The following is a 12,800-nucleotide window of genomic DNA, read 5'->3' as shown; positions in this document are numbered from 1 at the left end:
TTGTCAGGCGCATTGCATCAAGCAATTTACGGCTGCTGCGCCCGAGCACGGACCGGCCGGCGGGAGAAAGCTCCCTCGCCACGGGGGAGCTTGCTCTTGAGATAGGTGGTTAAACGACTTCCAGCCGAATCTTGTGCTGGCTCAGCAGTTGCGCCAATGCCGGAACCGGCGCGTGGTCGGTCACCAGGCAGTCGATCAGGCTGATCGGTCCCAGGCGGACCATGGCGTTGCGGCCGAACTTGCTGGAGTCTGCTGCCAGCAGGACTTGCCGGGCGTTGGCGATGATCGCCTGGGAGACCCGTACTTCCTGGTAGTCAAAGTCGAGCAGGCTGCCGTCTTCATCGATACCACTGATGCCGACCAGCGCAAAGTCGACCTTGAACTGGTTGATGAAGTCGACGCAGGCCTGACCGACTACGCCGCCATCACGGCGCACGTTGCCACCGGCCAGCAGGACTTCGAAGTCATCCTTGGCGCTGAGGATCGAGGCGACGTGCAGGTTATTGGTGATCACCTTGAGATGGCTGTGATTGAGCAGCGCCCGGGCAATGGATTCGGTGGTGGTACCGATATTGATGAACAGCGAGGCGTGATCGGGGATTTGTGCGGCGATGGCTTCGGCGATGCGTTGTTTCTCATCGCGCATCTGATCGGCACGCATGGCGTAGGCGGTGTTTTCGACACTTGAATCGTAAGCGGCGCCGCCGTGATAGCGGCGCAACAGATTCACTTCCGCCAATTGATTGATATCGCGGCGGATGGTTTGCGGTGTAACAACAAATAGCTGAGCCATTTCCTCGATGCTGACGTAGCCGCGTTCGCGGACCAGTTCGAGGATTTGCTGCTGACGGGGAGGCAGATTCATAGGGCTTCCTTTGGGCTGCCGTGCAAAATTTGCCCATGATGCCGTACGAATCACCTCCCTACCAGTTACATACCGATACGAATCCGCTACTTGGCTTATTCAGCGCCTTCGTGCGGTTCCCAGTCGCGGGTGCGGCTGACGGCTTTTTTCCAGCCGGCGTAGAGTTTTTCCTTCGCCGTTTCGTCCAGTTGCGGGTCGAACTCGCGCTCGATCACTGCCTTGCCGCGCAGTTCGTCCAGGCTGCCCCAGAAGCCGCAGGCCAGGCCGGCCAGGTAGGCGGCGCCCAGTGCAGTGGTTTCACGCATTTGCGGGCGCTCGACCTTGGTGCCGAGGATGTCCGCCTGGAATTGCATCAGGAAGTTGTTGGCGACCGCACCGCCGTCTACGCGCAGAGCCTTGAGTCGTTCGCCGGAGTCGTGTTGCATGGCGTCGAGTACGTCGCGGGTCTGGTAGGCAATCGACTCCAGTGCTGCACGAATGATGTGATCGACGCGTACGCCGCGAGTCAGGCCGAACAGTGCGCCACGGGCATACGGGTCCCAGTACGGAGCGCCGAGGCCGGTGAAGGCGGGTACCAGGTACACGCCGTTGCTGTCCTTGACCTTGTTGGCGAAGTATTCGGTGTCGTGAGCGTCGTTGATGATCTTCAGCTCGTCGCGCAGCCACTGAACGGTGGAGCCGCCGTTGAACACCGCGCCTTCCAGTGCGTAGGCCACTTCGCCGCGTGGGCCGCAGGCGATGGTGGTGAGCATGCCGTGCCGGGATTTAACCGCTTTGTCGCCGGTGTTCATCAGCAGGAAGCAGCCGGTGCCGTAGGTGTTTTTCGCCTGGCCCGGTTCAACGCACATCTGGCCGAATAGCGCGGCCTGTTGGTCACCGGCAATACCGCCGATGGCGATGCCGCTCTTGGTGTGGCCATAGATTTCCGATGACGACTTGACCTCCGGGAGCATCTCGCGCGGGATGTCCAGCACTTCGAGCATCTTCGCGTCCCACTCCAGGGTGTGGATGTTGAAGAGCATGGTGCGCGAGGCGTTGGTGTAGTCGGTGACGTGGGTCTTGCCGCCGGTAAATTTCCAGATCAGCCAGCTGTCGACGGTGCCGAACAGCAGCTCGCCTTTGCGTGCGCGTTCGCGGCTGCCTTCGACGTTGTCGAGGATCCATTTGAGTTTGGTGCCGGAGAAGTACGGGTCGGTGACCAGGCCAGTGGTTTCGCTGATGTACTGCTCAAAGCCGTCGCGCTTGAGTTGCTGGCAGATTTCGGTGCTGCGGCGGCACTGCCAGACGATTGCGTTGTAGATCGGCCGGCCAGTGGTCTTGTCCCAGACCACAGTGGTTTCACGCTGGTTGGTGATGCCGATGGCCGCTACCTGATCGTGATGCAGGCCGGCTTGCGCCAGGGCTTCAACCATCACGGCGCTTTGGGTCGCGAAGATTTCCATCGGGTCGTGTTCGACCCAGCCGGCCTGCGGGTAATGCTGGGCGAATTCACGTTGCGCAGTGCAGACCACGTTGGCGTCACGGTCGAAAATGATCGCCCGGGAGCTGGTCGTACCCTGATCGAGGGCAATGATGTAGTTCTTATTCTGAATGTCGGTCATGTCGATTGCCTTGGACGAAATAAAGGAGTGGGTTGGGGCGCGTGATCAATGGTGGGCAGGATCGCGCGCCGCCGCTTTCAGGAGATTCGTGCTTTGCCGTCAATGGCGGGTTCTGCATCCTTTGTAGCAGGTATGGCGATCGGTAGATGGCGGGCAATCAGCCCGCGATAGGCCGCAGCGCCGAGGCAGGCACCCAGGATCGGTGCAAAAATCGGAATCAGGAAGTACGGAATATCACGGCCGCCAGTGAAGGAAATTTCACCCCAGCCAGCGAAGAAAGTCATCAGCTTAGGACCGAAGTCTCGCGCGGGGTTCATCGCAAAACCGGTCAGCGGGCCCATCGAGCTACCAATAACGGCGATCAGCAAGCCGATCAACAGTGGCGCCAACGGGCCTTTAGGCAGGCCATTGTTGTCGTCGGTCAGGGACATGATCACGCCCATCAGGATCGCGGTGATGATCACCTCTACCAGAAACGCCTGGGCTGTCGACAGGGCAGGGTTCGGGAACGTGGAGAACACCGAGGCCAGTTCGAGGCTGGCTTGTGTGCCACGAACCATCTGGTGAGTTTGTTCGAAATCGAAGAACAGGTTGCTGTAAAGCGTGTAAACCAACAACGCTGCGCAGAAGGCACCAGCGACCTGGGAGAAGATGTAGAGCGGCAGTTTACGCTTCTCGAAATCAGCGAATATGCACAGTGCGATGCTGACGGCCGGGTTCAGGTGAGCGCCGGAAACACCTGCGGTCAGGTAGATCGCCATGCTGACGCCGATCCCCCAGATGATGCTGATTTCCCAAAGTCCAAAGCTGGCACCCGCGACTTTGAGCGCGGCAACACAGCCAGTACCAAAAAAAATCAATAAGGCAGTACCCAGGAACTCGGCCATGCATTGGCTCGAGAGCGATGGTTGTTGCGATGCAGTTGTCATTGAAAACCTCGTTTTTGTTGTTGTTGGGCGCTCTTCTCGAAATGGTCAGGGCGCGATTTTCACCGAGGCAGGATCCCCATCCTGGTCTCGGCCTACTGCCGGGTACTACGCAGAAACGTTTATGTATTATTCAGATTCGAAAAAATATAGACAAGAAATGCTGATGTCAAAGGTCGAAAGTGAACCATCGGTCATATTTAAACTATTGGTCAGCTGAATGATCATTTGGATGGGCTCGGGAGATGGCTGGATTTTGTCCTGCGTTTGCTTATTCCTGAGCGGGTAGGGGCCGGTAATAGAGCCTTTTGCTCGGTGATGGCCTAGAATCCAGCGCAGTATTTTTCTGCTATCGCCAGGCTTGGAGCTGCCATGACCCCCGCATTGGATCTGTTGAAAAAAGTTCGTGCCGAACATCGCGTGCACAGTTATGAACATGATCCGAAGGCTGCGTCCTACGGTCTGGAGGCAGCGGAAAAGCTCGGGCTGGATCCGGCGCAAGTGTTCAAGACGCTGTTGGCCGCGAGTGAGAAGGGGGAGTTGCTGGTGGCCGTCGTACCGGTCGTCGGAAGTCTGGACTTAAAAGCGCTGGCGCATGCCGCCGGGGTGAAGAAAGTCGAAATGGCTGATCCCGCCGCCGCGCAACGGGCCACCGGTTACTTGCTGGGGGGCATCAGCCCGTTAGGGCAGAAGAAGCGTTTGCGCACGTTCATCGATAACAGTGCGCAGCCTTTCGCGAGTATTTACGTCAGCGCTGGCCGGCGTGGCCTTGAGGTCGAGTTGGCAGCGACGGTGCTGGCCGAGCACACCCAAGCCAAATTCGCCGATATCGGCCGGGCCTGACCACCGCGCTGTATGGTGAAAATCGGCAGGTTCTGTCTCTGGTAGCCGGGTAATGGCCGTTGCATGCTCGCCTTCGCCTAGGCCCTGTACGAAAACTGCCTGCACGTCGACCAGGCTGCGTTAAAAACAGGCTCGGAATGCTCATTTAGGGGCCTAAACTCCGCTTCCTCGCCTGTTTTTGCCTTGCCTGATCGCCGTTCGGCGAGTTTTCGTACAGGCCCTAACAAGAAGGAGAACACTCATGCAGCTAGCGTTTCATCAGGTCGACGCGTTCAGTGACCAACCGTTCAGTGGCAATCCGGCAATGGTCTATCGGCTCGACGCCTGGCTCGCTGATGAGCTGATGCAAAAAATAGCCGCTGAACACAACCTTGCCGAAACTGCGTTTGTGGTGCGTGAGGCGCAAGGCTGGCGTATCCGCTGGTTCACGCCGACCACCGAAGTACCGTTGTGCGGCCATGCGACGCTGGCCAGTGCTTATGTGTTGTTCGAGGTCTATAAAGAACCGGTCGAGCGCCTGGACTTCATCAGTAAGTCCGGCCCCTTGAGTGTGCGTCGGGAAGGCGAGCGGCTGTGGCTGGACTTTCCGGCGATTGAACTGCGCGAAGTCGGCGTGACCCTCGATGTGCAGCGGGCGCTGGGCGTGCAGGCAATTGATGTGCTGGGTTCCAACGAATTGTTCGTGGTGCTGGAGTCGGAGCAGGCGGTGCTCGATTGCCAGCCGGACATGGCCGCGCTGGCGAAGCTGCCTTGGCCCGGCGCGATCGTGACTGCGCCGGGTTCGCGGCATGATTTCGTCTCGCGGTACTTCGCACCGGCCATCGGTATCAACGAAGACCCGGTCACCGGCTCGACTCATTGCAGTCTGATTCCGTACTGGGCGCAGCGTTTGGATAAATCGAGCCTGACGGCGTATCAGTGTTCGGCGCGGGGCGGGGCGTTGTTTTGCCGCCTGGAAGGGGGTCGGGTGAAGATCGGGGGACACGCGACGCTGGTGGCCAGCGGTATGCTGATGGTGGGTTAACTCATCAATCAGTGTGTGAGTGCGGGAGCCGGCTTTTGTGGGAGCTGGCTTGCCTGCGATGGCGTCAACTCGTTTCGGCACTAAACCGAGTCGCCTGCATCGCGGGCAAGCCCGGCTCCCACAAAAGCCAGCTCCCACAAAAGCCGCTTCCACATTAGTCCGTATTGTTCAATGCGCAGCGCTGTACCGACGAACCCCGGACTCTACCGCCGGAATCTGCGCTGCCGTGCTGCCTGAGGCCTGGAACAGCACCAGGTGTTCGGCGGCCACGCGAATGCCGACATCGGCGCCGACCAGGTGATCGGCATGGCTCGGGAAGATCGATTCCAGTTGGCTGCCGGTCGGCAACTGCAGGCGATACAACGTCGATGCACCCAGAAAGGTCTTGCCAACGATCCGTGCCTTCAGAGGGCTGTCGGGCGCGCAAACGATATCGTCGGGGCGCAGCAACACATCCACGGCGCCACCGGCAGGCCAGGTGTACGCGCGATTACCGCGCAGCACACCCAGTTCGGTCTGCACTGATTCCGGGGTCTGCAACTGACCGCGAATGAAATAACCCTGACCGATAAAACTCGCCACAAACGGTGTTTGCGGTTCGTGGTAGAGGTTGTAAGGCGTGTCCCACTGCTCCAGTCGACCCTCCTTGAACACGCCAACCTGATCGCTGACGGCAAAGGCTTCTTCCTGGTCGTGAGTCACCAGAATCGCACTGGTGCCGCGAGCCTTGAGGATGTCCCGGACTTCATGGCTGAGCTTGCGGCGTAATTCGCCATCGAGGTTGGAGAACGGTTCGTCGAGCAACAGCAGTTGCGGCTCCGGTGCCAACGCCCGGGCCAGTGCCACGCGCTGTTGCTGGCCGCCGGAAAGCTCGTGCGGGAAGCGCTTGCCGAGGTGCTTCAGGTTGACCAGTTCAAGCATCTCTTCGGTGACCCGATCCTTCTGTGGATGCTTGCGAATGCCAAAGGCGATGTTCTCGGCCACGCTCAGGTGCGGGAACAGCGCATAGTCCTGGAACACCATGCCGATTCGGCGTTTTTCCGGCGCGAGGGTGAAACCGGCGCTGGAGATGGTTTCACCGGCCAGCTGGATTTCCCCTTCGTGAATCGGTTCAAAGCCTGCAATCGCCCGCAGAGTGGTGGTCTTGCCGCAGCCGGACGAGCCGAGCAGGCAACCGATGTCACCGGCATTGAGGTGCAGGTTGAGGTTCTGGACGACCCGCTGGTCTTGATAGCCGCAGGCCAGATTACGCAGGTTCAGCAGTAATGAATGACTCATGCGTGGTGATATGAAGGCGGAACGAGAAACTCGAGCAGGGCTTTTTGCGCATGCAGACGGTTCTCGGCCTGATCCCAGGCAACCGAACGCGGGTCGTCGAGCAGATCGAGGCTGATTTCTTCACCTCGGTGCGCGGGCAGGCAGTGCATGAACAATACATCCGCGGCGGCCAGATCGAGCAGGGCACGATTAACCTGGAACGGTGCGAACAGCTTGAGGCGCTTGGCGGTTTCCTCTTCCTGGCCCATGGAGGTCCAGACGTCGGTGCTGACCAGATGAGCGCCGCGTACCGCTTCCCGAGGATCGCGGACGATAGTCACCCGATCACCGGCCTTGGCCACGAACTCAGGGTTTGGCTCATAGCCTTCAGGGCAGGCGATGCGCAACTGGAAGTCGAACTGGATGGCGGCTTCTATATAGCTGTTGCACATGTTGTTGCCGTCGCCGATCCAGGCCACGGTCTTGCCCTGGATCGAGCCGCGATGCTCAAGAAAGGTCTGCATGTCGGCCAGCAACTGGCACGGGTGCAGGTCATCGGACAGGCCGTTGATGACGGGCACGCGCGAGTTGGCGGCGAATTCGGTCAGGGTGCTGTGGGCGAAGGTACGGATCATCACCGCGTCGAGCATGCGCGACATGACGATGGCGCAGTCGCCGATCGGTTCGCCGCGACCCAGTTGGGTGTCACGGGGTGACAGGAAAATCGCCTGGCCGCCCAGCTGGATCATGCCGGCTTCAAACGACAGCCGGGTGCGCGTCGAGGATTTCTCGAAGATCATCCCGAGTACGCGATTTTTCAACGGCTCGAACAGTACGCCGCGGTTACGCAGGTCTTTGAGCTCAATGCCTCGACGGATCACGCTGACCAGCTCTTCGGGCGTGCAATCCATCAGGGAGAGAAAGTGCCTTGCGCTCATCATTGACTACCTTTTTGCAACAGACCGCAGATACTCAAAGCCTTGTTTAACTGAAAAACGGGCGAGACCTGCGGCGTAAGCCGCACGAGGCGACGAAATAGGGGAAGGCGCGATCTTATAATTAAATGTCGCGTCTTACCAATAGGGCTACGGTTTTTAGGGGATTTAAGAGAGCCTGCGGGATAACCGCAGTAGCGCTTTTGAAGCCTGTTTCCTGACAGTAGCAACCCCTTTGTACACTGCCCTCGCGCGCCTTGGCAATCAAGCGGGGCGGGCAAAGTACGGTCTCGGTCGGTTTCTGACCTGTCGGACAGGGTAGTTGCAGGCAGGATCCAGCCTGCCTCCGCTTGAAACATTTGCTAATGCAAAGTGCTGGGTTATAACTAAGTCACGAGTGACAGAGGAAGCCTATGGAATGGAATCGAAAGAACAGCAATTGTTAGAGCTGCTGGGCCTCACGGCACGCACCCTGACTCACCTGACCGCTTCCATGACCTCAATGTCCTTTGAGTTGATGCGCAGCGAGGATGAGGTGACCAAGGCTGCAGGTCGACGGATGATCGACCGCATGGCCACCGTCAGCGCCGGGCTCGACGAGCACTGGCGCCTGATTGGCGAACTCACGGGCGTGCACATTGCCCAGGAACAGATCGAAACCATCCAGGAAATCCAGCTTCAAGCGCCCTCCAGGCTTCCCCAAGGCTAATATCGGCGGGCCTGATGGGCCTCGATTCACAAGACGAACGTCGCTGGCGCAGCGCTCGGTCACAGCCCATAGTTTTGTTCCCGCAACCGGATGCCGGTTGTCTCGAATAAAACAGAGAATGGCCATGACCAAGACTCTTCATCACCGTGCCTGCCACCTGTGTGAAGCCATTTGCGGCTTGACCATCGAAACCACTGCAACCGAAGACGCTGGCGTGCAAATCACCTCGATCAAGGGTGATCCGCAGGACAGCTTCAGTCGCGGTCATATCTGCCCCAAGGCCGTGGCGCTGCAAGATATCCAGAACGATCCCGACCGCCTGCGACAGCCGATGCTGCGGGTCGGCAGCGAGTGGCAAGCGATCGCCTGGGACGAGGCATTTGCACTGGTGGCCGAACGCCTGTCGGCGATTCAGGAGCGCCATGGCCAGAACGCCGTCGCGGTTTATCAGGGCAATCCCAGCGTGCACAACTATGGGTTGATGACCCACAGCAATTACTTCCTTGGCTTGCTGAAAACCCGCAACCGTTTCTCTGCAACCTCGGTCGATCAGTTACCTCAGCATCTCACCAGCCATTTGATGTACGGCCATGGTTTGCTGTTGCCGATTCCTGACATCGATCACACCGATTTCATGCTGATCCTGGGCGGCAATCCGCTGGCCTCCAACGGCAGCATCATGACCGTGCCGGATGTCGAAAAGCGCTTGAAGGCGATTCGGGCCCGGGGCGGCAAAGTGGTGGTGGTCGATCCGCGTCGCAGCGAAACGGCAGCGATTGCCGATCAACATATATTTGTCCGTCCAGGCGGTGATGCGGCGCTGTTATTCGGGTTGCTCAATACCGTGTTCGCCGAAGGCTTGAGCCGCGACAGTCATTTGCCGGTAGACGGGCTGGAGGAGGTTCGTCAGGCCGTCGCATCCTTTAGTGCCGAGGCCATGAGCCCGCTGTGCGCCGTGCCGGCCGAGCAGATTCGTCAGTTGGCGCGAGACTTCGCCAGCGCGAAAACTGCCGTGTGTTATGGCCGTATGGGCGTTTCGACCCAGGCGTTCGGCACCTTGTGTCATTGGCTGGTGCAACTGCTAAATCTGGTTACCGGCAACCTGGATCGGGTCGGCGGCGCGCTGTGCACCGAGCCTGCGGTTGACCTGGTGGCGTCGACCTCGGGCGGGCATTTCAATCGCTGGCAAAGCCGCGTGTCTGGCCGTCCGGAATACGCCGGTGAGTTGCCGGTGTCGGCTCTGGCCGAAGAGATGCTCACTGAAGGTGAAGGGCAGGTGCGGGCGTTGATTACCGTGGCCGGTAACCCGGTGTTGTCTACACCCAATGGTCGACAACTGGAGCAGGCGCTGGACGGGCTGGAATTCATGCTCAGCATCGACCTGTATATCAACGAGACCACGCGTTATGCCGACTTGATTCTGCCGTCGACCTCGGCGCTGGAAAACGATCACTACGACACCACGTTCAATATGTTCGCGGTGCGCAACGTCAGCCGTTTCAACCGGGCAATCCTGCCCAAGCCCGACGGTGCGCTGCACGATTGGGAGATTTTCGTCGGCCTGGCCCAGGCCTTTGCGGCGAAAACCGGCAAAGAGCTGAAGCCGACGATGCCCCCGGCGAAGATGATCGACCTCGGTTTGCGAGCCGGGCGCTTTGGTGATGCATCGCCGCACAAACTGTCGGTGGTGACCTTGTTCGATCATCCTCACGGGGTCGATCTGGGCGCTCTTCAGGCAAACCTGGCGCCACGTCTGAAAACCGCCAACCAGCGCGTGCAGGCGGCGCCACCGGCGATCCTGGCTGATCTTGCGCGGTTTGCCGCATTGCAGGCACCGGTTGCCGATGAGCTATTGATGATCGGCCGCCGCCATGTGCGCAGCAATAACTCGTGGATGCATAACTACCACCGTCTGGTGAAAGGCAAACCGCGTCATCAGTTGCTGATGCACCCGGACGATCTTTCCAGTCGCGGGCTCAGCGATGGGCAGCGGGTACGGGTCAGTTCACGGGTCGGGGTGATCGAAGTCGAAGTACTGAGCAGTGTCGAGATGATGAAAGGCGTGGTCAGCCTGCCGCACGGTTGGGGCCATGCCCGGCCGGGCGTGCAGATGACCATTGCCATGGGCCAACCAGGCTCCAGCGCCAATGACCTGACCGATGAGCGCCAGCTCGATGAGTTGTCAGGAAACGCGGCGCTTAATGGTGTACCGGTGACCGTCGCGGCAGCGTAAGTGTCTGTCGGGGAGACCGAGCATGGCGCTCGGCTTTCCGTTACAATGCGTCACCGTGCCGACAACTGAGTCGGAAAGTTCAGCCGAGGTGCTTCATGGATATCATCGAAACTATTAAAGAGCAGATTGCTAACAACACCATTCTGCTTTACATGAAAGGCTCGCCGAATGCCCCACAGTGTGGCTTCTCCGCGAAAGCCGCTCAGGCCGTCATGGGCTGTGGTGAGAAGTTCGCTTACGTGGACATCCTGCAGAACCCGGAAATCCGTGCCAACCTGCCAAAGTACGCCAACTGGCCAACCTTCCCGCAATTGTGGGTTGCTGGTGAGCTGGTCGGTGGTAGCGACATCATGACTGAAATGGCCGCTGACGGTTCGTTGCAGGCCCTGATCAAAGACGCTGCGGCCAAAGCTGCTGCTGGCAAGACCGAAGCCTGATTTATAGGCAGCAGCGGCCGTCCGGCCGCTCCTGCTGGTAATAAAAAGCCCCGCCTCTCGTAAGAGGGCGGGGCTTTTTATTGAGTCGAGATTAGCGCTGTAGAAGTTATTCGTCGCCCATCTGCGATTGCAGATAGTTCTCAAGACCGACTTTATCGATCAGGCTCAGTTGAGTTTCCAGCCAGTCGATATGTTCTTCTTCGGATTCGAGAATATCTTCGAGCAGTTCACGGCTGCCGAAGTCCCCGACGGTTTCGCAATGAGCGATAGCCACTTTGAGGTCGGCATGGCCGGTACGCTCGATGCTCAGGTCGCACTCAAGCATTTCCTTGGTGTGCTCGCCGATGTGCAGCTTGCCCAGGTCCTGGACGTTTGGCAGGCCTTCGAGGAACAGGATGCGCTTGATCAGCTTGTCCGCGTGTTTCATCTCGTCGATGGATTCGTGGTACTCGTGCTTGCCGAGCTTGTTCAGGCCCCAATCTTCATACATGCGCGCATGCAGGAAATACTGATTGATTGCGACCAGCTCATTGCCAAGAATCTTGTTGAGGTGCTGGATAACCGTGATGTCGCCTTTCATGTGGGGTCCTGCCCTTTAATTACCCTATTAAGCGGCGAAGTTTGAGCCGGGCAGTTGTTAGTGTCAAACCTAAGTTATTGAATACTATATGAAAATTAATCGGAATAAGAATGTTTGTGTTCCGCATCCTAGCGCTAAGCGATTGAATTACAGGCATAAAAAAACCGGACGCTAAGTCCGGTTCTTTCAAATGTTCTATTTACGCTGCCGAAAATTCTACAGGGTAGGGGATCGCCGCCTGGCTTAATTGCAACTCGGCCAGGGTTTCGCGCACCACTTGTTTGGCAAGGCAGGCGCATTTTCCACATTGGCCGGCAACGCCGGTAGCTTGGCGTACCTCGCGGTAGCTGCAGCAACCTTCATAGATCGCATCGCGGATTTTTCCGTCGGTGACACCAGTGCAAAGGCAGACATACATAAATTGAGAACCGTCGTGGGTTATGGCTCGGTTGCGATGGATCTTAATGTTAACGAGAATGATTGTCAAAGTGGTTTCGGCACGCTTTGCGCCAGAACAGCGACAGCCTGACGAACGGCATAATGCGCCCGGGACAGTGTCATCAAGCCTGCGCCGAGGTTTTTGATGTCGTTGTAAAAAGCGCTAAGGACAGGCGAAAAACGCGGTGTATGATGTGCGGTCTTTGCGAAGGGCACTCGAGTCATGAACCTGTCGTTTATTGGCGACAGACTGGTTCGATGCCGTTCTTCACGCCACCACACCAGGAGATATCCAATGAGCGTACTCGTAGGCAAACAAGCCCCTGACTTCACCGTACCGGCCGTACTCGGCAATGGCGAAATCGTTGACAGCTTCACCCTGTCCTCGGCCATCAAAGGCAAATACGGCCTGGTGTTCTTCTACCCACTGGACTTCACCTTCGTCTGCCCGTCCGAGCTGATCGCTCTGGACCACCGCATGGCTGACTTCAAGGCACGCAACGTTGAAGTGATCGCTGTTTCGATCGACTCGCACTTCACTCACAACGCATGGCGCAACACCCCGATCAATGCCGGCGGCATCGGTCAGGTTCAGTACATCATGGCTGCTGACATGAAGCACGACATTGCCAAGGCCTACGACGTTGAGTCCGAAGGCGGCGTGGCTTTCCGTGGCGCATTCCTGATCGACGACAAGGGTGTTGTTCGCTCGCAGATCGTCAACGACCTGCCACTGGGCCGTAACATGGAAGAGCTGATTCGCCTGGTCGACGCCCTGCAATTCCACGAAGAGCACGGCGAAGTTTGCCCGGCCAACTGGAAAAAAGGCGACAAGGGCATGACTGCTTCGCCAGAAGGCGTTGCGGCTTACCTGACCGAGAACGCTGGCAAGCTGTAAGCCACGCGTCAGGCATAAAAAAACCGGCCGCTGAGGCCGGTTTTTTTATGGGCG

Annotated in this window: 13 protein-coding genes; 6 read left to right on the top strand and 7 right to left on the bottom strand. The window is 58.4% G+C overall.

All coding sequences use genetic code 11. The features are described 5' to 3' along the window. Positions 1 to 109: 109 nt before the first annotated feature. The 3 genes from AO353_RS04185 to AO353_RS04175 form a co-directional block, all read right to left on the bottom strand. Positions 110 to 865, bottom strand: a complete 756-nt coding sequence (locus AO353_RS04185) for a DeoR/GlpR family transcriptional regulator (RefSeq protein ID WP_054593817.1) — start codon at positions 863 to 865, stop codon at positions 110 to 112. Between the two features lie 95 nt (positions 866 to 960). Then, positions 961 to 2,466: a glycerol kinase GlpK gene (glpK, locus tag AO353_RS04180; protein ID WP_054593816.1), complete on the bottom strand. Its 1,506-nt coding sequence runs from the start codon at positions 2,464 to 2,466 to the stop codon at positions 961 to 963. 77 nt (positions 2,467 to 2,543) lie between these two features. Then, positions 2,544 to 3,395: an MIP/aquaporin family protein gene (locus tag AO353_RS04175; protein WP_054593815.1), complete on the bottom strand. Its 852-nt coding sequence runs from the start codon at positions 3,393 to 3,395 to the stop codon at positions 2,544 to 2,546. A gap of 369 nt (positions 3,396 to 3,764) precedes the next feature. Here AO353_RS04175 and ybaK point away from each other — a divergent pair, with 369 nt between their 5' ends. Next, positions 3,765 to 4,235 carry a Cys-tRNA(Pro) deacylase gene (gene ybaK / locus AO353_RS04170; RefSeq protein ID WP_054593814.1) on the top strand — a complete coding sequence of 157 codons (471 nt, stop codon included), beginning with the start codon at positions 3,765 to 3,767 and terminating at the stop codon, positions 4,233 to 4,235. A gap of 241 nt (positions 4,236 to 4,476) precedes the next feature. Continuing rightward, on the top strand, positions 4,477 to 5,259 hold the full coding sequence (locus tag AO353_RS04165; protein ID WP_054593813.1) for a PhzF family phenazine biosynthesis protein: 783 nt from the start codon (positions 4,477 to 4,479) through the stop codon (positions 5,257 to 5,259). 168 nt (positions 5,260 to 5,427) lie between these two features. On the opposite strand, the gene AO353_RS04160 is transcribed toward AO353_RS04165, so the two are convergent. Together AO353_RS04160 and argF are read right to left on the bottom strand one after the other, a co-directional pair. After that, the gene (locus tag AO353_RS04160; protein WP_054593812.1) at positions 5,428 to 6,537 is read right to left on the bottom strand and encodes an ABC transporter ATP-binding protein; all 1,110 of its coding nucleotides are present in this window, start codon (positions 6,535 to 6,537) and stop codon (positions 5,428 to 5,430) included. Beyond that, positions 6,534 to 7,454 (bottom strand): ornithine carbamoyltransferase, encoded by a 921-nt coding sequence (argF, locus tag AO353_RS04155; protein ID WP_054593811.1) that lies wholly within the window; start codon positions 7,452 to 7,454, stop codon positions 6,534 to 6,536. Before argF ends, AO353_RS04160 begins: the two co-directional genes overlap by 4 nt. 415 nt (positions 7,455 to 7,869) lie before the next feature. Here argF and AO353_RS04150 point away from each other — a divergent pair, with 415 nt between their 5' ends. The 3 genes from AO353_RS04150 to grxD all read left to right on the top strand — a co-directional run bounded on the left by AO353_RS04150 (position 7,870) and on the right by grxD (position 10,830). Beyond that, complete coding sequence (locus tag AO353_RS04150; RefSeq protein WP_054593810.1) at positions 7,870 to 8,160, top strand: hypothetical protein; 291 nt, start codon at positions 7,870 to 7,872, stop codon at positions 8,158 to 8,160. A gap of 124 nt (positions 8,161 to 8,284) precedes the next feature. Then, positions 8,285 to 10,393 (top strand): molybdopterin oxidoreductase family protein, encoded by a 2,109-nt coding sequence (locus tag AO353_RS04145; RefSeq protein WP_054593809.1) that lies wholly within the window; start codon positions 8,285 to 8,287, stop codon positions 10,391 to 10,393. A 95-nt stretch (positions 10,394 to 10,488) separates the two neighbouring features. After that, on the top strand, positions 10,489 to 10,830 hold the full coding sequence (gene grxD / locus AO353_RS04140) for a Grx4 family monothiol glutaredoxin (protein WP_019693361.1): 342 nt from the start codon (positions 10,489 to 10,491) through the stop codon (positions 10,828 to 10,830). Positions 10,831 to 10,936: 106 nt separating this feature from the next. Here grxD and bfr read toward each other — a convergent pair whose 3' ends face one another. Continuing rightward, complete coding sequence (gene bfr, locus AO353_RS04135; RefSeq protein ID WP_054593808.1) at positions 10,937 to 11,410, bottom strand: bacterioferritin; 474 nt, start codon at positions 11,408 to 11,410, stop codon at positions 10,937 to 10,939. A gap of 199 nt (positions 11,411 to 11,609) precedes the next feature. Continuing rightward, positions 11,610 to 11,828, bottom strand: coding sequence for a bacterioferritin-associated ferredoxin (locus tag AO353_RS04130; RefSeq protein WP_019693359.1), 219 nt, complete (start codon positions 11,826 to 11,828; stop codon positions 11,610 to 11,612). 315 nt (positions 11,829 to 12,143) lie between these two features. On the opposite strand from AO353_RS04130, the gene AO353_RS04125 reads away from it, so the two are divergent. Beyond that, entirely contained in the window at positions 12,144 to 12,746 is a 603-nt protein-coding gene (locus AO353_RS04125) for a peroxiredoxin (protein WP_019693358.1), read from the top strand. Positions 12,747 to 12,800 lie beyond the last annotated feature (54 nt).

This window comes from Pseudomonas fluorescens, from assembly GCF_001307155.1.
In the GTDB taxonomy this organism is placed as follows: Bacteria; Pseudomonadota; Gammaproteobacteria; order Pseudomonadales; family Pseudomonadaceae; genus Aquipseudomonas; species Aquipseudomonas helvetica.
Note: the sequence above shows the minus strand (reverse complement) of the source record. Positions and strands in the feature narration are given on the sequence as shown.

What these genes read in the sequence shown, in the direction of transcription:
- AO353_RS04185 (WP_054593817.1), bottom strand. Translation starts at nt 865, where the DNA reads ATGAATCTGCCTCCCCGTCAGCAGCAAATCCTCGAACTGGTCCGCGAA.
- glpK (WP_054593816.1), bottom strand. Translation starts at nt 2,466, where the DNA reads ATGACCGACATTCAGAATAAGAACTACATCATTGCCCTCGATCAGGGT.
- AO353_RS04175 (WP_054593815.1), bottom strand. Translation starts at nt 3,395, where the DNA reads ATGACAACTGCATCGCAACAACCATCGCTCTCGAGCCAATGCATGGCC.
- ybaK (WP_054593814.1), top strand. Translation starts at nt 3,765, where the DNA reads ATGACCCCCGCATTGGATCTGTTGAAAAAAGTTCGTGCCGAACATCGC.
- AO353_RS04165 (WP_054593813.1), top strand. Translation starts at nt 4,477, where the DNA reads ATGCAGCTAGCGTTTCATCAGGTCGACGCGTTCAGTGACCAACCGTTC.
- AO353_RS04160 (WP_054593812.1), bottom strand. Translation starts at nt 6,537, where the DNA reads ATGAGTCATTCATTACTGCTGAACCTGCGTAATCTGGCCTGCGGCTAT.
- argF (WP_054593811.1), bottom strand. Translation starts at nt 7,454, where the DNA reads ATGAGCGCAAGGCACTTTCTCTCCCTGATGGATTGCACGCCCGAAGAG.
- AO353_RS04150 (WP_054593810.1), top strand. Translation starts at nt 7,870, where the DNA reads ATGGAATCGAAAGAACAGCAATTGTTAGAGCTGCTGGGCCTCACGGCA.
- AO353_RS04145 (WP_054593809.1), top strand. Translation starts at nt 8,285, where the DNA reads ATGACCAAGACTCTTCATCACCGTGCCTGCCACCTGTGTGAAGCCATT.
- grxD (WP_019693361.1), top strand. Translation starts at nt 10,489, where the DNA reads ATGGATATCATCGAAACTATTAAAGAGCAGATTGCTAACAACACCATT.
- bfr (WP_054593808.1), bottom strand. Translation starts at nt 11,410, where the DNA reads ATGAAAGGCGACATCACGGTTATCCAGCACCTCAACAAGATTCTTGGC.
- AO353_RS04130 (WP_019693359.1), bottom strand. Translation starts at nt 11,828, where the DNA reads ATGTATGTCTGCCTTTGCACTGGTGTCACCGACGGAAAAATCCGCGAT.
- AO353_RS04125 (WP_019693358.1), top strand. Translation starts at nt 12,144, where the DNA reads ATGAGCGTACTCGTAGGCAAACAAGCCCCTGACTTCACCGTACCGGCC.